The organism is Clostridium tunisiense TJ (genome assembly GCF_000300195.1).
Taxonomy (GTDB): Bacteria; Bacillota; Clostridia; order Clostridiales; family Clostridiaceae; genus Clostridium_J; species Clostridium_J tunisiense.
The window spans coordinates 11912-32510 of sequence record NZ_AMQH01000012.1 but is presented as its reverse complement, the minus strand read 5'-3'; the positions used below and the strand labels follow the sequence as shown (position 1 = coordinate 32510).

Annotated in this window: 18 protein-coding genes; 2 read left to right on the top strand and 16 right to left on the bottom strand. The window is 31.8% G+C overall.

Features of this window, described 5'->3' with window-relative positions; translation table 11 throughout:
- Positions 1-42: 42 nt before the first annotated feature.
- From C661_RS0111885 to C661_RS0111830, 12 genes are all read right to left on the bottom strand, one after another.
- On the bottom strand, positions 43-1656 hold the full coding sequence (locus C661_RS0111885) for a carbon starvation CstA family protein (RefSeq protein WP_017415540.1): 1614 nt from the start codon (positions 1654-1656) through the stop codon (positions 43-45).
- Between the two features lie 25 nt (positions 1657-1681).
- The gene (locus C661_RS0111880; protein WP_017415539.1) at positions 1682-2182 is read right to left on the bottom strand and encodes a DUF8052 family protein; all 501 of its coding nucleotides are present in this window, start codon (positions 2180-2182) and stop codon (positions 1682-1684) included.
- A 397-nt stretch (positions 2183-2579) separates the two neighbouring features.
- Positions 2580-3578 (bottom strand): M42 family metallopeptidase, encoded by a 999-nt coding sequence (locus C661_RS0111875; protein ID WP_017415538.1) that lies wholly within the window; start codon positions 3576-3578, stop codon positions 2580-2582.
- Positions 3579-3881: 303 nt separating this feature from the next.
- The gene (locus C661_RS0111870) at positions 3882-4994 is read right to left on the bottom strand and encodes a M20/M25/M40 family metallo-hydrolase (RefSeq protein WP_017415537.1); all 1113 of its coding nucleotides are present in this window, start codon (positions 4992-4994) and stop codon (positions 3882-3884) included.
- 362 nt (positions 4995-5356) lie between these two features.
- The gene (locus tag C661_RS0111865; RefSeq protein ID WP_017415536.1) at positions 5357-5707 is read right to left on the bottom strand and encodes a hypothetical protein; all 351 of its coding nucleotides are present in this window, start codon (positions 5705-5707) and stop codon (positions 5357-5359) included.
- Between the two features lie 57 nt (positions 5708-5764).
- Positions 5765-6733, bottom strand: a complete 969-nt coding sequence (locus C661_RS0111860) for an ABC transporter ATP-binding protein (protein WP_017415535.1) — start codon at positions 6731-6733, stop codon at positions 5765-5767.
- A complete protein-coding gene (locus tag C661_RS0111855; RefSeq protein ID WP_017415534.1) occupies positions 6733-7752 on the bottom strand; it encodes an ABC transporter ATP-binding protein in 1020 nt (339 codons plus the stop codon). The genes C661_RS0111860 and C661_RS0111855 overlap by 1 nt, the downstream gene beginning before the upstream one ends.
- 15 nt (positions 7753-7767) lie before the next feature.
- Complete coding sequence (locus C661_RS0111850) at positions 7768-8685, bottom strand: ABC transporter permease (RefSeq protein ID WP_017415533.1); 918 nt, start codon at positions 8683-8685, stop codon at positions 7768-7770.
- An 18-nt stretch (positions 8686-8703) separates the two neighbouring features.
- Positions 8704-9660 carry an ABC transporter permease gene (locus C661_RS0111845; RefSeq protein ID WP_017415532.1) on the bottom strand — a complete coding sequence of 319 codons (957 nt, stop codon included), beginning with the start codon at positions 9658-9660 and terminating at the stop codon, positions 8704-8706.
- Positions 9661-9745: 85 nt separating this feature from the next.
- Positions 9746-11485, bottom strand: a complete 1740-nt coding sequence (locus C661_RS0111840; protein WP_017415531.1) for a peptide ABC transporter substrate-binding protein — start codon at positions 11483-11485, stop codon at positions 9746-9748.
- 431 nt (positions 11486-11916) lie between these two features.
- Positions 11917-12498, bottom strand: a complete 582-nt coding sequence (locus tag C661_RS0111835; RefSeq protein ID WP_017415530.1) for a DUF1836 domain-containing protein — start codon at positions 12496-12498, stop codon at positions 11917-11919.
- A gap of 19 nt (positions 12499-12517) precedes the next feature.
- Positions 12518-14278, bottom strand: coding sequence for a MutS-related protein (locus tag C661_RS0111830; protein ID WP_017415529.1), 1761 nt, complete (start codon positions 14276-14278; stop codon positions 12518-12520).
- 385 nt (positions 14279-14663) lie between these two features.
- On the opposite strand from C661_RS0111830, the gene C661_RS0111825 reads away from it, so the two are divergent.
- Positions 14664-15212 (top strand): ECF transporter S component, encoded by a 549-nt coding sequence (locus C661_RS0111825; RefSeq protein WP_017415528.1) that lies wholly within the window; start codon positions 14664-14666, stop codon positions 15210-15212.
- Positions 15213-15445: 233 nt separating this feature from the next.
- On the opposite strand, the gene C661_RS0111820 is transcribed toward C661_RS0111825, so the two are convergent.
- Entirely contained in the window at positions 15446-16489 is a 1044-nt protein-coding gene (locus tag C661_RS0111820; protein WP_017415527.1) for a DNA polymerase IV, read from the bottom strand.
- 339 nt (positions 16490-16828) lie between these two features.
- Between C661_RS0111820 and C661_RS0111815 the strand changes: the two genes are divergently transcribed.
- Positions 16829-17434, top strand: coding sequence for a DUF3793 family protein (locus C661_RS0111815; RefSeq protein WP_017415526.1), 606 nt, complete (start codon positions 16829-16831; stop codon positions 17432-17434).
- Positions 17435-17531: 97 nt separating this feature from the next.
- Here the strand turns inward: C661_RS0111815 and C661_RS0111810 are convergent, their stop codons facing one another.
- The 3 genes from C661_RS0111810 to C661_RS0111800 form a co-directional block, all read right to left on the bottom strand.
- Entirely contained in the window at positions 17532-18467 is a 936-nt protein-coding gene (locus C661_RS0111810; protein WP_017415525.1) for a S66 peptidase family protein, read from the bottom strand.
- Between the two features lie 35 nt (positions 18468-18502).
- Positions 18503-19303, bottom strand: a complete 801-nt coding sequence (locus C661_RS0111805; protein WP_017415524.1) for a M55 family metallopeptidase — start codon at positions 19301-19303, stop codon at positions 18503-18505.
- Positions 19304-19399: 96 nt separating this feature from the next.
- Positions 19400-20587, bottom strand: a complete 1188-nt coding sequence (locus C661_RS0111800) for an amidohydrolase (RefSeq protein ID WP_017415523.1) — start codon at positions 20585-20587, stop codon at positions 19400-19402.
- Between the last annotated feature and the right edge of the window lie 12 nt (positions 20588-20599).

The window sequence follows — 20599 nt, the reverse complement described above, 5'->3', positions numbered from 1 at the left end:
TTTTTTTATTTTTTTAAAGATACTGTGATTCTATAGACTATTCTACTTCTTAATTGCCTTTTTTCTGATAAACACATTATATGCCTCTATTAAAAGAATAATAGCTAATACTAATAAAACAATTGCAAATATACCAAGAATAAAATTAGTTGTTGCTCCAAATATATACTGCTTGATTAGTAGTACTAGAGCAGATAAAGTTACGCAGAACATTAAGATCATAGGTAAAAGTACCATGGCATGTTTTTTACCCATGCTTACTAACCAGGAGGTTAGTGCTAATAATGCAAGAGCTGCAAGTAATTGGTTGGCCGAGCCAAAAATTGGCCATATCTTTGAATATCCATATACTAATATAATACAAGAAGCAGCTACAGTAATTATGGTGGATACATATATATTTTGACCTACTTTTTTAGTTTTCTCTGAAGCCTCATCAAAGAACTCTTGGAATATATATCTTCCTATTCTTGTAGCAGTATCTAAACTTGTTAATGCAAAAGCTGAGAAAGCTAAAATAACAAAAACCTTTCCAATCTCAACTGGAAGACCAAAACTATTCATAAAATATGCTAATCCGTTTGCAAATATATTAGCTGGAGTACCTTCTGCCTTGGCTACATATCCCACTGCAATAAGAGCAACAACAGCTACAATTCCTTCTATAAGCATAGCTCCATAACCTACAAACTTAGCATCCCCTTCTTTATTTAGTTGTTTAGAAGAAGTGCCTGAACCTACAAGAGCATGGAATCCAGAAACCGCTCCACAGGCTACAGTAACAAATAGGAATGGAAATAACGTCTGATTTTTAACTGTAAATCCTACAAAAGCAGGTATTTCCATACTTGGGTGTGTAACAAATATTCCAATTAATCCACCCGCAAGCATTGCGTATAATAGAAAAGAGCATAGATAATCTCTAGGTTGTAACAGTATCCAAACTGGTAGTATAGAAGCTAAAGAGATATAAATTATAAGTACAACATTCCATCCCATCTTTGAAAGTTTAATAAATGGATATTTATATCCAATCCAAATGCAGATGAATAATAGCAGAACCCCTGCTACTGTAGCAAGACTTAGTTTAGCACCCTTTCTGTAAACAAAAAAACCAAATAGCATAGCTAAAAATATAAATAATATAGATGCGGTTCCTGCTTGTGCTCCTGTAAGATCATTAGGATTATAAGCAAAAGTTGAAGCACAAATATCCGTAAAAGCAGCCACAACTAGTATTAAAGTTGCCCAAGCAAAAATATTAAATAGCTTCTTACCTTTTGTTCCTAAAGTTGTATGAATAATTTCCCCAATGGATTTCCCTTCGTGCCTTATAGACGCAAATAAAGATCCAAAATCATGAACTCCACCAACAAAAACACTTCCAATAACTATCCATAAATACACTGGTAGCCACCCAAAGATTGATGCTAAGATTGGTCCTGTAATGGGACCTGCTCCTGCAATTGAAGAAAAATGATGTCCTAAAAGAACCTTAGCATCTGCTGGTACGTAATCCACATTATCGTACTTTGTATGAGCTGGTGTTTTTCTATTTAGGTCTATGCCCCATTCCTTCGCAAGCCAAGCTCCATAGGTAACATAAGCCACAATAAAAATTATCACAGCTCCAAGAATAAGTAGTAATGAATTCATATAATTGCCCCCTCATAAATTTATTTTAAGGTGCAGGTGAATACACCTTTTTAACAGATTCTCCCTTTTTATTAGCCACAGCAATTTTATTAGATAAATCTACTACTATTAATCTAACATCACTGTATCCCTGCAAATAAAACTTATAATACTTACTATACTTAAACTTCTTTACAAAGAGCTCAATGTCTTTACTTATTGATTCTTCACAAACCAACACACCTGTTATATTTGTGCTTCTATGTTCCTTGTGTGGTTTTACAAAATCTAAAGTTAACAGTTTTAAGAATTCAGTAAAGCTTTGAAGAGTATCCAAATTAGCTCCTTCTAATGTCTTAATGAAACAATATTCATTCACCTCAAATTTATCAATAATATCTTTTTGCGTTATGAAGGTTCTCCCTGTAGTCTCGCTGTACCTTGCATAAATATCAATGTTTTCTCCTAAAATAAGTTGGTTGCTTTTCACCTGAAAGTGTCTTTTAAATCTCTCATTTAACAAATTTAAATAATTATTTTTTTCCATGTAATCCTCCTAAACATAAAATTAAAACTATATCAAATTCTAAACCCTAAAAAACAGTTAAGGAATAAACACTCTAATTTCAAGAGCATTTATTCCTTAGTAATTCTATTATTTAAATTCAGCTTTAAGATTTCCATTGCTAACATTTATAAACTCTACTTTTCTTAGTACCACATAAACATTTATACTGTAATCTTTGTCTACACTATAATATTATTACTTTTCTTTTAAAATTATACCAAAACAAAAAACTTATTTATCTGCAACATTTCTTATTGTAGTCTTAGCTATATGAATATGCCTGTGTATTTAATTACCTGCTTTCACTTTCCAATTTTCGAAATATTAATAAAAGGTTAGTAGTCTTCCTACTAACCTTTTAAATTTATTTTAGATTTTATTCAAATATAAACTCTCTATTCACATATTTACTTAAAAGTTCTATTGATGCTTCTGTGTCCTTCATATTGACAAAACAATTTGGCCCATGCACATATCTAGTAGCCACTGATATGCCTGCTGCTCTTACACCAAAATTAGATCTGTTTATTGCACCTGCATCAGTACCACCACCATCAATTACATCAAGTTGGTACTTTATATTGTTTTCTTCACAACATTTTACCATTTCTTCTACTAAATATTCATTGCATATTACTGATCCATCTGATACCTTAACAGCAGTTCCTCCACCTAAGCTATTGCTTACTTCAGGAGCATTGGGAAAATCACTTGCTACAGTAACATCAAGGGCTATTCCTAAATCTGGATTTATTCTCTCAGCAGCTACAGTTGCCCCTCTTAGTCCTACTTCTTCTTGTACTGTAAATACAAAGTATAAATCATTATAAGGTTTTTCTATTTTTTTTAAAGCCTCAATCATTATATAACAGCCTATTCTATCATCTAGCGCTTTTCCAGTAACATTGCTATCTTTTAATTCTAAGTACTCTCCAACATATGAAGCTACATCACCTACTTTTACATACCTTAATGCCTCTTCTTTAGACTGAGCTCCAATATCTATATATAACTTTTTAATGTCATTTTTAATATCTTCGATTTTAACAGTACTAGAAACTATTCCAATTGTCCCATTTCTAAATTGAACTCTATTCATAACTGTTGCTGGAACAGGAATTCCACCTAAACCTCTTACCTTTATTAAACCCTTATCATCAACTTTAATGACTTGAAAACCTATTTCGTCCATATGTCCAGCTGCCATTATTTTTTTCTTATTTTCCCCAACACCTTTTTTATAAATTATAAGATTTCCAAGTGGGTCTATAGTTATTTCATCTGCATAATCCTTTACAGCTTCTCTAATAACTTCCCTTACTTCTTTCTCATAGCCACTTACACCAAAGGTCTGTGTCAATTGATTTAACAACATAAGTCTTCCCCCTTTTAAAAACTATTTACTTAATATTTTGACTTCATTATTATATTACCACTTATAAGGTAATATGACAAACTATTTCGTGACTAAAAATATTCGACTCTCTAAAGGTTTATTCACAAAACAGTCTTACTATTCTTCAGAAACTTTCTCCAAAAGTCTAATCCAATTAAATATGAATATTTGCTTTCTACCTTCAACTAAAGATCACATTACCGAGCATTAGTATATGAAATTTTCACACATTATAAAAAGCGTAAAGAGCTTTCTTCTTTACGCTTTCAGATTTCTTATAACTTATTCAACTGCTTTTATTATTTCCATAACTAAGTTAGCACTTTTTACAAGATCTTCGATTCTTAGGTGTTCTTCTAATGTGTGTGGTTTTCTTTCTCCGATTGCTAAATTTACAGCTTTAATTCCATTTCCGTTTAGAATGTTAGTATCACTGCCACCACCAGTTGCTTTAAGGCTTGTTGTTACTCCCATATTTGAGCAAGCTTTTTTTGCAAGCTTTACAACTTCATCATCTTCAGCTACAATAAATGGTCCATACATTCTTTCAGTAGTTACTTCTACTTTTGCACCATATTCCCTTGCTGCTTCTTCGAAGCATTGTACCATATGAGCAGTTTGCTTATCTAACTTTTTACTATTTAAACTTCTTGCTTCAGCATTTACAATGATTTCAGGACAAACAATATTAGTTGCTTTTCCCCCATTAATCATTCCAATATTAGCCGTAGTTTCTTCATCAATTCTCAATAAGTTCATTTTGCTGATTGCAGAAGCAGCTACTTGAATAGCACTTATGCCTTCTTCAGGTGCAACTCCAGCATGAGCAGGTTTACCAATAATCTTTGCATCTATTTTATCTTGAGCTGGTCCTTTTATTACTATTTCTCCAATGTCTCCGCCACTATCTAGTACAAAGGCAAGTTTTGAAGCTATCTTATCATATTCAAGGTTTTTAGCACCGAAAAGGCCACCTTCTTCATAAATACTAAATACTATTTCAATAGGTCCATGCTCTATGTTGTTTTCTTTGATTACTTTTATAGCTTCTAAAATAGCTGCTATTCCAGCTTTGTCATCTCCACCAAGGATTGTGGTTCCATCGCTATATATTACATTATCTTTTATTATAGGTTTAATTCCCTCTCCTGGAGAAACTGTATCCATATGACAGCTAAATAATATAGGTTGTACATTTTTAGTACCTTTAAGTTTTGCAATAACATTTCCTGTATCAGAACCTACTTTTTCACCAGCACCATCTATGTAAACTTCTAATCCTAATTTTGTAAGTTCTTCAGAAATAAACTTGGCAAATTTACCTTCTTTTTGAGTTGGGCTATCAATTTGTACATACTTTAAGAACTCATTAGTAATTCTTTCCTTATTAATCATTCTATTTCCTCCTAAAAAGTTGATTTTCTATTTGTCAATATCCTTAGTATAGCAATACCAGCAAAGAAAGTAAATATTTAGGATTTATTTATTTTAGTTTTTAATTGTAAAATATTTTTACGAATAATCGCCATAGTTCTGATAAATTTACAATCTTTGCATATATAATTGTAATATTGTCCCTAGTTATAACTAGCTTCTAAAAAATAATCTTCACTAATTCTTTTCTTAATTAAAACTTATATAGTATTTTATTAGTTCAGGTATAATCGTAAAAATTCAAAATTCTAATTTGTAATGTTTACAGTAACATACCCTAGAAATTTTCCTGTAAACTTCTAGGGTATTTTAGTCAGCCACTTTTACAAATAAAATATTACTCTATCAAATAGTACTCCTGCAAATAAAATAGTGATATCAATAATCCCAATTACACTAGGAAAGTGAATTACTTTAAATTGTTCCTTCCATGCATTTTTATTTCTCAAGGGCCTTCTAGATTCTCTTTTAGCTATAAATCCTGCGCAAACAAACAACCCCATGGCACCAATAAAAAACAAAGTATTCTTTATTGTATCTAATATTGTTATTATATTGCCATGACTAAATAAGAAACTGCCTATTCCAGATAGTACTACTAAAACAAAAGAGACAGTGGAACCTACAATAAGTGATTTTATTATATCCTTTATAAGATCTATAATTTTATCCATTGCTATACCTTCCTATATTATAAAATTTGTGAGGTTTTATCAAAGTAGTTATACTAATTAATATAGATGACATGCTACAAAATGATTCACTCCAACTTCTTTAAGAAGTGGCATTTCTTCAGCGCATCTAGGAGTTGCATATTTACATCTTTTTCTAAACCTACATCCTGGTGGTGGATTTATTGGACTTGGCACATCACCTTCTAGCATAATTCTTTGTCTTGATCTCTCTACATATGGGTCAGGAATTGGTATTGCTGATAATAAAGCTTGAGTATAAGGATGAAGTGGGTTTTTATAGAGTTCCTTACTTTCAGTAAGTTCAGCCATAGCACCAAGGTACATAACTGCAACCCTATCCGATATATGCTTAACCATTGAAAGGTCATGAGCAATAAATAGATAGGTCAAGCCCATTTCTTTCTGTAAATTCATAAGAAGATTTACAATTTGAGCCTGTATGGATACATCAAGAGCAGAAATTGGTTCATCACACATTATAAATTTCGGTTCTACCGCAAGAGCTCTTGCTATTCCAATTCTTTGCCTTTGCCCCCCTGAAAACTCATGTACAAATCTATTTGCATGCTCTTTATTAAGTCCTACAAGTTTTAATAAGTTATTTATTCTTTCTATTCTTTCTTTTGAATTTTTTGCTATGCCATGAATATCAATGCCTTCTGCAATAATATCTCCTACTGTCATTCTTGGATTTAAAGATGCATATGGATCCTGAAATATTGTCTGAACTTCTTTAGAAAATACTTTTTTTTCTTTACCTGTTAAAGAATGAACTTCCTTACCCTTGTAAATAACTGACCCCTCTGTTTTCGCATACATTCCTATAGCAGTCCTTCCACAGGTGGTTTTACCACAACCCGATTCTCCTACAAGTCCTAAGGTTTCTCCTTCTCTTATAATAAAGCTCACATCATCTACAGCTTTTAATATACCTTTTTTCCCAATTTTAAAATACTTTTTTAGATTCTTTACTTCCATTACTACTGGATTATTGTTTTTATCCATTATAGAGCACCTCCTACTTCAAAAGGTAAGTCTAATTTTGGAGTCATTGGGTGATGAAGCCAACATGCTGCAGTATGCTCATCCCCAAATTTGAAAATTGGTGGTTCTTTGGTTGTACAAATCTTCATGCAGTACTGGCACCTTTGGGCAAATCCGCATCCCTTTGGAGGTGCAATCAAATCCGGTGGAGTTCCATGGATAGATACTAATTGTTCCTTTTCATCATTATCAAGCCTTGGAACTGCTTTCAAAAGAGCCCAAGTATACGGATGCTTAGGGCTATAGAATATCTCTTCAAAAGTCCCCTTTTCAACAAGTTTTCCAGCATACATAACAAATATTCTATTAGCTAAGTCTGCTACTACCCCAAGGTCATGAGTTATAAGAATTACTGCAGTTCCCATTTTTTGCTGAAGATTTTTTATTATATCTATGATTTGAGCTTGGATAGTTACATCCAAGGCGGTGGTTGGCTCATCCGCAATAAGTATACTTGGATTACATGCTAGAGCTATGGCAATCATAACTCTTTGCCTCATACCTCCAGAGAATTGGTGAGGATATTGTTGCACCCTTTTATCTGCATTAGGAATACCAACTAAATCCAACATTTTTATAGCTTCTTTTATAGCTTCTTCTTTTTTCATGCCTCTATGAATAATTAAGTTTTCTGCAATTTGTTTGCCAACTTTCATAGTAGGGTTCAGAGCTGTTAGTGCATCTTGGAAAATCATACTACACTCTCCACCTCTAAATTCCTCCCACTGCTTTTCAGAAAACTCCAATAAGTTCTTTCCATTAAATATTATCTCACTGCCCTTTTTTATTTCACCTGGAGGAGATTGAATTAATCCCATTATGGCTTTTGAAGTAACTGTTTTACCACAACCTGATTCTCCAACTATAGCAACACATTCTCCTTTGTTTACATCAAAGGACATACCCCTAACAGATTGTACTTCACCAGCATAGGTATGATATGATACTTTTAAATTATTTACTACTAATTGTTTTTCCATAGTTCATCCCTCCTATTATTGACGAAGCCTTGGATCTAGGGCATCTCTTAACCCATCTCCAAGTATATTAAAGGCTAAAACTGTTAAACAAAGCGCTATACATGGGAATATTAATTGGTATGGATAAAATTCCATCGCTTGTTGTCCATAGGATATTAAAACACCCCAGCTAGTATTTGGAGGTTGAAGTCCTATACCTAGGAAACTTAAAGAAGCTTCTCCAAAAATATAACCTGGTATACTTGAAGCAATATTTAATATAAGTACTCCAATGGTATTAGGAATCAAGTGTTTAACTATTACTCTTGTAGGTGAAGCCCCTAAAACTTGAGCGGCAAGTACATATTCACTTTCTCTAAGTTGCATTAATTGTCCCCTTATCATTCTGGCAGTTCCACACCAAGCAGTAATAGTTAGTGCGATAATTAAAGTTCCAATACTATTTCCTAAAACTACCATCATTAATATGGTTAAAAGTAATCCAGGAATACTAGTGATAACTTCTATGATTCTCATCATAACTTCGTCTACCCAGCCTCCGAAGTATGCCATTATTCCACCATAAAAGCATCCTATGATTACTTGTATTGCAGTTGCTACAAGCCCAATAGCTATAGAGATTCGTCCACCGAGCCAAAGTCTTGAAAATAAATCTCTTCCTAATATGTCAGTACCAAACCAGTACTCACTAGATGGGGATAAATTTTTTTTACTTGGATCCACTACTAGAAACTCTTTCCCGCTGATATAGGGTCCCACTATAACCATAACAGTTAAAAAAATTAATAATCCTAAAGCAAACATTGCCACTGGATTTTTCTTAAGCCTTCTCCAAGCATCTTGAAAATAAGTTATATTGGGCCTATTAATCATATCTGCATCTGCATCATCACAACCAATAACTTCAAATTCTTCTCTTTTTAACTCTTCCATTGTAAGCTTTCCCCCTTCCTATCTCTTTCCACCTGTAATTCTTATTCTTGGGTCTACTATTGGGTATAAAATATCAGTAACAAATAAGCATATTACATAAATTCCAGTAAGTATGATGGTTTCACCCATTACTATTGGAAGATCTTGACCACTTACCGCTCCTATATAATAAAGTCCAAGACCTGGTATTGAAAATACTCTCTCTATAAAGAAAGATCCTGTTATACACATTGCTATAGTTAAAGGAAGATTTGTTATTATTGGAATCATTGAGTTTCTTAATATATGCTTAAAAATAATACTTTTTCCTGAAAGTCCTTTTGATTTTGCAGTTAGCACATAATCTTGATTAATGATGTCTAGCATGGATGTTTTTAATAGTCTAGAATAACCTGCAATATAACCAAAGCAACCAGCTAAAGTTGGTAATACGGTATACTTCCAACCACCAAACCATAAGTCTTTACCCTTTGGCCAACCTATTACTGGGAACCATCCAAGCTCTCCTGCAAAAACTTTTTGAAGTCCTAATGCAAAAACAAAGGATGGAATAGAAATAAACAATATTGCAGTTGTTATAATTGAGTAATCAATCCAAGTGCCTCTTTTCATAGCTGCTAAAATTCCTAGTAAAATTCCTAGACTTAATCCCACCACCATTTGTTGTATTCCAAGCCTTGCAGATACAGGTAGTTTTTGTTTTATTATGGTTTTCATTGTCTGCCCAGGGTAAACTATTGATTGTCCAAAATCACCCTTCATTATACCTGCCATAGCTTTGATATATCTGTCACCTACTGGTTTATCATATCCATATTTTTCATACATTGCGGCCTTTATGTTTGGGGGTAGTTTTTGAACCTTTTGAGTTAGTGGATCACCAGGTACAGCTTCTAATAGAAAGAAAGTAGCAGTTGCTATGATAAGAAGTGTCAATAGCATTTCTAAAAATCTTCTGATTGTATATCCAACCATAAATTTCCCTCCTTTATAATAAGTAAATCCCTTGTTTTAAATAATGCACATGGCTTCTAATGAACCCATGTGCATACAATTGCTGCTATCTGCCCTCAGTATAAGCCCATCTCCACTCGTAAGTTGGCCCAAACTTTGGATACATAAAGTCTTTAACATAGTTTTGTAGGAATCTTCTTGTATCACCATAGTACAATGGTGCTATACCAGCCTCTTCCTTAACTAATATTTCTTCAAGTCTTTGATATAGTTTTAATCTCTTTGCAGGATCTGCCTCATTATCAAGTTCTTTAACAATCTTGTCATACTCAGCATTACTGAATTTAACTCCATTATTTCCGCTATTAGAAACCCACATATCAAGGAAGTTAATAGGATCGTCAAAATCTCCAACCCAACCGTAAGTCATAATATCATATTTCATATCATCTATGGCTTGTTTCCATAGTGTATAGTTACCCAAAACTTCAACTTGTAAGTCGATTCCTAAATTCTTTTCAAACTGTTGCTCCCACCACTCTTGCGATTGTTTCGAAGCTGCAGTATCACCATAGGTTACAAACTTAACTTTTATGTTCTTTAAGTCACTTGTATCCTTTCCAAGTTCTTTAAGTCCTTCTTTAAGTAAAGTTTGTATTTTTTCTGGCTTGTTAACATATTCTGTTGCCATATCCTTTAACTGTTCTTTAGTAACATCTCTGTATATATCTTTATTAGAGTGTAGAGCTTTTGGTACCCACCCATAAGCTGGAGTATATCTTCCAAGTAATGTTTTTAAATACTCTTCTCTATCAAAAGCCATTGCAAAAGCAAGCCTTACTTTTTTATTTTTCATTATTCCACTTGGTCCACCTTCGTTGTTGAACCCAACATAGTTAGAAGTTGCTACGTCCCCAACTCCTGCAACAAATTCACCCTTTTTAGCCTTTTCTGTCCATTTTTCAATATACTCTTGTCTTGCTCCAGTAACATCTAATTCCTTAGATTCGAATAATTGAGCTTGAGTTGAGAATTCTTGGATATCATTCATTTCTATTGTTTTTACGTAAACATTTTCAGCGTCCCAATAGTCTGTATTCTTTTCAAAAGAAATACTATTATTTCTTACCCAATCTTTAATTTTATATGGTCCACAATAAACTTGCTTTGTATGATCAGTCTTCCAATTCTCTCCACCTTTTTCTATTACATCAAGTCTTATTGGGAAGAAGGCTGTAAAGTTTAGTTTTTTCTCAAAATATGGTGTAGGTCTTTCAAGGGTTATCTGTAAGGTTTTATCATCCTTAGCAACAACCCCTACATCCTCAGCCTTTCCTGTGCCTTCGTTGTATGCTCTAGCACCTTTTATTTCATATACAAAATATGCATAAGGGAAAGCCTTATCTTTATCAAGCAATCTTTTGAAGGAGTCTACATAATGTTGTGCTGTAACTGGTACTCCGTCACTCCATTTATGGTTTTCTCTTAAGTGGAAAGTCCAAACCAATCCATCTGGAGAAACCTCCCAACTCTTAGCTCCAGCAGGTTCTATTTTATCTTCTTCATTGACAACTTTAACTCTTGCAAGACCTTCTTGAGTTGCATTAATTACTGTAAAAGAACTTGTATCTGCTGCTTCATTTGGATCAAGAGTTTCTGGCTCAATGAAAACTAATTTCAAGAATTGGTTTTCATCTCTTTTTACTGTTTCTGTTGGACTTGGTTTATTATCAGTACCGGAATTTGGTTCTGGAGCCTTGTCCTTCTTACAGCCTGTAAATGCAAGAGATGATGTCCCCACCATAGTTGCTATTAGCAGCATGCTAAGCCACTTTTTTGATTTCATTTTTTTACCCCCTTATAATTTTAAAATATATATAACTCTTAAGCTTATAAGAGCTATATTCAAAAACTTTAAATTACATATGGATTCTTATTAATTATGGTCACCAAACTTTGTTACCATAATTAATAGTATTTTAATAAACATTAAAATATTACTATTTTTATTTTTCATTAAAATTTTTTATTTAAAAGTCTTTAGTTTTAATTTTACATTTACAACTTGTAAAACTTATTTTACCTAATTAACATAAAAAGCTGCTTTAGTGTTAGGCTCTTAATACAAGAGCCCTCTTTACTAAAACAGCTTTATTTTTGTTTATTTACTAATCTATAGGAAACTAAAGTTTTAAATTAACTTATTCTATGAACTTCCTTAGTTTTTTTCAAAATGAACAAATTAACCTTGTTCTTGAAATTTTTATTTTATAAAGACTACATAAAATACTTATCAATTATCTTCTCAGCAACTCTTCTTTGAATGTTTGCTGAATTTATTAAGGTAAGCACAGCTAAGAGTATATTTTCGTAATCTTTGTTATCTCCTTCACTTGATACCTCCTCAACTTTGCATATCATTTGATTCAAGAAAGTCTCTTCACTAATAATTTGCTCTTTTCTCACTTTCATAAATTTATTATAGAATTCTATCAGGTCTATTTGTGAGTTTTCCTCTTGTTGAAGATTACTTACTATATTGTTGAATAATACTTTAATATCATTTATAGAAAGACTTTGTTTTAAGTTGTATATTAATATCATTAAAATCACATGATTTCTAGTATATTTTTTATTTTTAACGGGCATTAAAAGCTTATCTTTCGTATAATTGTTAATCATGGTTTTAGTGAGAAGTTTATCTTCCTTATTTCTCTTCGAATGTGAAAGATTATTTTCAAATAACTGTATAACCTGATCCATATACAAATCCAATTGAGGTATATCCAACAAGTCTATTTCTTCTTCTAACTTTAAGTCATTTAAGATTTCTATTAATTCTTCTTTATTAAATTTCATATTATCCCTCTTGCATTTATTATATTTGAATTTTCTTATTTACTAGATTATTAATTCTCTCATTAGCTCCTTCTACAATTTCATTAGGATAACCAATAAATTTTAATAACTTAATAGCATTTCTCGTAGGAGAAACTCCTGGTTTAATAGTATAATCAAATTTTAATCCTTCCTTATCATCTACATCCTCACTAAAGTAATAGCAGTGATAATTATCATTAGGCATCTCTGTTAATTCTAAATCATGAGTTGCAACTAGGGCTAAAGCATTATTTTTAGATATATACTGAAGCACTTCAGCAGAAGCACTAATTCTCTCTACTGGATTAGTTCCTCTAAATATCTCATCAATCATGGCAAGAGTAGTTATATCCTCTTCAAAGGAATTTAAAATTCGAAGAAGGGCTTCTGCTTCTCCCAAGTAATAACTCTTTCCCTTTTTTACGCTATCTTCTGGGCTTAAGGAGGTTAAAAGCTTAAACATGCTTCCCTTATATTCTTTGGTTAAGGTAGTATATATGGTCTGAGCAAAGAGTGCATTTATAGCTACAGTTCTTAAGAAAGTAGATTTACCTGACATATTGGACCCAGTTAAAATAATACCGCTTTTATCAATACTAATTGAATTTGAAACTGGACTTTCAATTAGGGGGTGTACTGCATCTACTAACTTTAAAGAATTTTCTTTGTACACAAATTCAGGCTTTGAGTAACTTTTTGCCCTTTCTCTATAAGAGGCTATAGAGATTAAACTATCTAATTCTCCCACAATCCTATAAATATTTTTTATATTCTCATTGTAATCATAAATTTTATCTACAACTTTGTAATATGAACGCAGTTTAGTTAAAAACAGTACATTTACATAATCTCCGATAACATCCAAGCCCTCTACCCTATTGATATTGATTGAGTGCTTACCAATTCCTTTTATATCTCTTAAGTTAAGTTTTAGCTCTTCAATATAACTTTTCAGTTCTTCATTATTATCTTTAGCTATCTCTTTACTTACTACAATTAAATTCCCAAGATACGAAATAGAATTAACACCATCAACAATTTTTCTACCTATATTATAATGAATATAGGTATTAATAAAGTACATAGCTATAAAGGGTAACAGTATTGCTGATCCATACACAAAATAAAAAGGCAAAATTAATAAAGGCATTACTCCTAAAAAGTCATAAAGAATCTTAAATTTTGTATTAACCTTTTCCTTATTAAACAGTTCTAGGATGTTTCCATTTCTTTGCATTCCTAAATCTAATAAAGCAACCTGAAGATTCTCTCTAGTATTGGTGTTTGCTTTAAGATATTCAATTATCTTATCTCTTTCTTTAAGTTTACTTTCCTGAAATAATGGGCTCCTTAAAATGGTATATAGTAAATGTTGTCCTGGTGTTGTTATACTATTATCAACTTTTAAAAACACATCATTCATATCTAAGTCTGTCCAAGTTTGATCATCTATAAAATAAGTATCCGGTTTTTCTTTCTTTATAAAAGAAAAATACTTTTTTACATCTTCAAGATTAACTTTTCTTTTTATGGTATTTGGCCAGTTCTCCTTAAGAAATATAACACTAATAGTTCTTTTATACTTTTTGTGAAAATAGTAAGCTAAAGCTGCTGACAGCAAAGCTAATATCACAGTGAAATAATAAGCTGTGCTACTTATTCCTTTATCATATATCACAAAAGTAGCAAATCCACCAATAAATAAAAATCCAATAAATATTCTCGATAGGATTTGGTAAAACCTCGCTTTATTTTTCATATTCTTCCCCTCTTTCATACCAAGTAAGTTCTATAATCTTTATTGCTTTAAAAAACAACCTAATTATGATTTATTTTCATGAGTTAAAACTATTTGTTGAATCCTTAACTCCCATTCTCAAGCTATTACCATATATTTATAACTCTAGCTCACACTAGAAGATCATGTTGATTTTCGGCATAACTTTATTATAGTGTATAAATTTAACATTTGGAATAAGTATTTTTTACTTTTAACTTCAACCATTGTAAACTTTATAAAAAATCTACTTTAATTAAAGTTTTATGAAATTAGATCTAGTTATGCCCATAATAGCCAAACTCAGGGTTTTTATGTATAATATTACTATATAAAATAAATAAATAATTTTAAATGGGGGTTAACCATGCCAAAACTACAGACAAAAAATCTTGTAATAACATCAATGCTTTTAGCCGTAGCTATAGTTATTCAATTCTTAGGACGAAATTTTCCACAAATTAATCAATTCTTAGTTGGCCCAATTATAAATTCAATTTTGATCCTTACAACTATATTATGTGGTATAAAGTGGGGAGCATTAACAGGTGTTCTTACACCCATTCTTGCTTGGACAGTTGGACAATTGCTTCCACCTATGGCACCATTCATTCCATTTATTATCTTGGGTAACATTATTTATGTGATTCTATTTTATTCTGTATCAAAGTTTAAGTTTGGTAATTACATAGGTGTTCTTCTTGGTTCATTTGGCAAATATTTATTCCTAAGTATTTCTGCTTCTAAGTTAGTTACCTTGTTTGGAGTTAACATTCCTGGAAAAGTGTTAGCTAAACTTGCAATAATGATGAGCACTCCCCAACTTATAACTGGTATTACTGGAGGGATTTTTGCTCTTATATTATTCACCTTACTTTCTAGAAGACATGCTATTCATAAAGGTTTCAATCAATAATCAATAAATTTATGGGCTTTATCACTAAAAGTATGTGGAGATTTTCATGTTCCATATATTTTTAATGATAAAGCCCTTATTTATGAATTAATAAAATACTTTCTCCTCTAATATAAGTAGAATGACATAAAGAAACTACACTAATAATAAGCCTATTTTTGCATTCTCTTTTATATAAATTGCTTTTAATTTATTAAGTAATGTAGGAATACTGTTACAACTTATATACATACTTAAAATAATGTTAATTGTTGAATTTCATTGGTTATTAATGAAGTTATAGAAATACCAATTAGTCTTATGTCTTCTTTTAATTCTAACTCTTCAATTATTTTACAGCCTTCTTCATAAATTTCATCTTTTAAAGAAATGTATTTACTTAAGGTTTTGCTCTTTGTATGATTTTCAAAAGAAGCTGTTTTAAGTTTTAAGGTTAGGGTCTTTCCACTGAGATTATTATCCAACAAATACTCCTCAATATGGGAAGAAAAAGCTTTAATATACAATTTTAGTTCTTCCTTATCTTGAGTATTTCTTTTTAATGTAGTTTCCCTTCCAACAGATTTTCTTTCCCTAAAGGTTACTACTTGTCGATTGTCTTCTCCTCTAATTCTATCATATATTTCTCCACCAAATTTTCCAAAGTATTCATAAAATAATTCTTTGGGAAGATTATATAACTGCTCCACATTGAATATTCCAATATTATTTAGTTTTTTTACCGACTTTTGCCCTAAGCCATGAACCTTGCTTAAGGTCAAAGGAAATAAAATCTTAGGAACCATATCTCTACTTATAATTTTAAGGCCATTAGGCTTATTCCAATCAGAAGCAAGCTTTGCTAAAAACTTATTGTAAGAGATTCCAATAGAAATTGTTAGACCTAAGGATTTTTTTACCTTATATTTTATCTTAGAGGCTATTATTTCTGGGCTTTCTTTTAAATCAGTTATATCCAAATAAGCCTCATCAATACTAACTGGCTCTATTTTTTTTGTAATAGAATAGAGAATTTTAAATACTTCATTGGAAACTTCTTCATACCTATAATGTTTTGGGTGTATAAAAATCCCATGTGGACATTTTTCTTTTGCTATATAAGTAGGCATTGCAGACCTTACACCAAATTTTCTAGCCTCGTAGGAACAAGTGGCTACAACTCCTCTTTCTGAAGTACCTCCAACTATAACTGGCTTCCCTTTGAGAGTCGGATTATCCATAACCTCTACAGCTGCAAAAAAAGCGTCCATATCTACATGTAGAATCACTCGCTCCATTTTCACCATCCTATCTTACAGTCATACTTATTTCTATTTTACTATTAATAATTAGAACTTATCAAGGTTATTAGAAGTCTACCAAACTTTTCTAACTAAAGTTTTTTATAATTATGTTCTCAAAATTTAATAAAAAAAACATAGAAATTCTATTGAAAACACATACTACATGTAAGAGATTTTAATGTCCTATAAGAAATAAAATTGAAGATCCTCATACTAAGAGGTGGCTCATTTCCTTTAGAGATTTGAAAAAAGTACTCTAAGTCTAAAATAAATAATTCTGTCAAAGTTGTATTTATAATAATTTAAAATCAAATTATAGGAGAAGTGGTTATTATGAGAACTATTTTAAAAGCTTTTAGAAGTGCTTTAACTACTTTAAGTGAGAAAGATTATATGAAAAGTGTAATTGCTTATAATTGCGCTCCTACTTTAAAAGGCCTTAAGGCTGCAAGTACTGTTACTCTATGTAATTATGATAGAAATACAAAGAAAAATTGGTATATATATAAAGATGAAATTTTAAAGGAATTAAGTGTAAAGGCTTTTGAACTTAGAGAGGCTAAAAATTATATTGCAATACTGTTCTATGACGAAAAACTCCTTGAAAAGAAACTTAGCAATAGAGAGGTATCAGAGTTTCTTTCTCAGTATGGCTATAACCTTGAAGGTTCTTTAAATGATTATCTTATAACTTTAAAAAACAGATATGATATTATGAATTGTCCTCATGAACTAGGGATTTTTTTAGACTTCCCCCTTGAAGATGTAAAAACTTTTATAACTAATCCTGATAAACCATTTCTATTATGTGGTTATTGGAAGGTTTATCACAATAAATCTTCAGCCCTAGAATCTTTTAAGAATTTTGATAGAGCTAAGTTAGATATAATAAGAAATATATTTTGTGATAATCTTCTTTTCGATGAAATAGTTTTATAAGTATTTTCTCATTAATAATTCATATTTTTAAGGTTGTAAGAAAGGCTGCAAATATCACCTGCAGCCTTTTTTAACAATTTATTCTGTTACTATTTTCTTATGATATCATTGCAGCTTCTATTATAGTTAAACTACAATCATCTCCATCAACAATAGCGTCAACTCCCAGTGGTATAGTTATTTTAGGAGAGCAGTGCCCTGCCATAAGATTATATATTGTTGGTTTGTTTGCAGGAGCTATAATATCCTTAAATACTTGAAGTAAGGAAAGTCCATAACCTTCGTGTTCTGGTTTGCAATCTTTAAAGTCTCCAAGAATTATACCATTACAATCCTCAAATTTCCCTGCTAATTTAAGTTGGGTAAGCATTCTATCTATTGAATAAGTAAACTCGCCTATATCTTCTATTAGTAGTATTTTTCCTTTTGTATCTATTTCAAAAGGTGTTCCTAAGGTGCAAGCTATTAAAGATAAGTTTCCACCCACTATTTTCCCCTTTGCACTTCCTGAATTTAAACTTTTAATTTCTATTCCTTCAGGGTTAAAAAGTTTGCCTAAGGGTACTATAGAGCTAATTGCCTTTAAATAACTTTCTTTTGAAAACTCATCAAAGTCTTCTATCATATCAGAAACCGTCATTGGTCCGTGGAAAGTTATTAAATTACAAATTTGATTTAAGGCTATATGAATAGCTGTAATATCACTATAACCAAGAAAAACTTTTGGAGTTTTCCTTATATTATCATAATCTAGCATATCTAGTATTCTAGGTGCACCATAACCTCCTCTAATACAAAAAATTCCGTGAATATTTTTGTCCCTGAACATTTGATTAATATCTCTTGCTCTCAATTCATCGTTGCCTGATAAATGCCCATGCTTTTCTCTACAACTCTGTCCAACTACTACATTAAATCCTTGGCTCTCTAAAACTTTGATAGATTTTTCAATACTATTAGGCTTCCTTGTTGGACTTGCTGGTGCCACTATTCCTATGGTATCACCTTTTTTTAATTGTTTAGGTTTTATCACCTTTCCCATCCCCTTTTCAAACTCAAAAGATTACCTTAGTTCACCGCAAAGAATATAAATTTAAGCACATCCATATAGTCCTCTGCTTCATACTTAATGGTTTTAGCATCTACATGAGTTGCTCCTGGATAAAACCCACCCTTGTATGCAATAAAGTGATCTTTGAACTTAACTTCTACACTGAAAAACTTTGGAAGCTCAATAATATACTTTGATAAATCATCTTTCACAGCTTCATATACTTGTTCTTTAATCTTTGTTATTGCTAAGTTGGGATGAATTGAAATTGATCCCTGTCCAAGCCCTTCACTAACAGCAACAGTTTTTATATTCTTATTTAGTTTTTTCACTGACTGACAAAGGGCTTTATCTCCACTTAAAAATAACACCGGAACATTATAATAAGCTGCTGTATATGCATTTATTAAAAACTCGCTAGCAACTTCTCCATTAATATGCATATGTTGTATGCTCCCATTTAGAGTGTGAGCTAATGGATTCCCATTTTCTCCAGCTGCTGAGTGATATCCCGTAAATATAACCCCTTGAAAGGTCTCATCTAGTCCTGCCATCATAATTAATGGATTTCTTGCCCATCCCCTCATAATTTTAACACTCTCTGGCAACTTTAAAGGATTAATATTTCTTGCTGGTCCATGAGCATCTTTTATGAAAATTTCCTCTGCTCCCCCTGATATAGCACCTTCACAAGCAGCATTAACCTCTCTTGTCATTTGTTCGCAAAAATATTTGCTAAATTCCTTATCAATTTCTGTTTCATCCCAATTTACAACCCCTGTAGTTCCTTCGATGTCTGCACTAATAAATATTTTCATAAAAAATCCCCCTAATATTAAAAATGTGTATTATTCCCTTTTATATTAAATAAAACTTCATAGCTAAGCTCTACGAGTTGAGAGTTTTATCCATAACTATTTCTTATTCAAAAGATTAAGCGTAATTAAGGTGTGTGCAAGCACTCCTAGTGGAAGACACTCCTCATCAATATCAAAACAAGAATTATGAAGTGGCGCAGTAATTTTCTTTTCTACATTTCCACATCCCAAATGATAAAAAGCCCCTTTTGAAGCATCAATAAAATATGAAAAATCTTCTACTCCAAGACTAGGCTTATCCTTAATAACTAAGGCACCTTCACCAAAGTTCTCTTTAACAGTATTAATTATCACCTCTACAACCTCTGAAGAATTTATAAGTGCTGCATATCCTTCTTCAATTTCTACAAACCCTTCTCCCCCAAAGGACTTTGCTACACTCTCTACGATATATTTTATCCGTTCTTTTATCATAACTCTTGTATCAGGATCAATTGTTCTTAAAGTTCCTCTAATTTTCACCTCATGAGCTATTACGTTCCCTTTCACTCCACCATTTATAGTTCCAAGAGTTAGCACCGCAGAATCTAAAGGAGATACATTTCGACTTACTATAGTTTGAAGAGCAGTGATTACCTGCCCTGCAATTACTATGGTATCTGCACCTAAATCAGGATATGCACCATGAGCTTGTTTCCCCTTTAGCGTAATGCTAATTCCATCACTAGCACCATTTAATGCTCCATACTTAGTCTCAATAATTCCACAAGGATGATTTGGCATTACATGCAAACCGATGACATAGTCTACTTTTGGATTTTCCATGCATCCTGACTTCACCATTCTATCTGCTCCACCAACAGTTTCTTCTGCAGGTTGGAAAAATAGCTTTATATTTCCATGAAGCTCATCTTTCATAGTACTTAAGATTTTTGCAGCTCCTAAAAGCATAGTAACATGAGCATCATGTCCACAGGCATGCATAACTCCTTCTTTTTCAGATTTGTATGATACCTCATTACTTTCAGTTATAGGTAATGCATCCATATCAGCTCTTATGCCAACAGTTTTACCCGGAAACTTACCATAGATTATTCCAACTACAGCGGTTTGACCTTCATAAGTTTCATATTCTATATTCATTTCTTTTAAATATTTTTTTATTACATCACTAGTTCTATATTCTTCCAAACCAAGTTCAGGATGCATATGAAAATCTCTTCTAATACTTACAAGCCAATGTTTCATATTCATTATCTGATTTTTTAATAAATCCTTATCCAAAATTCCACCTCC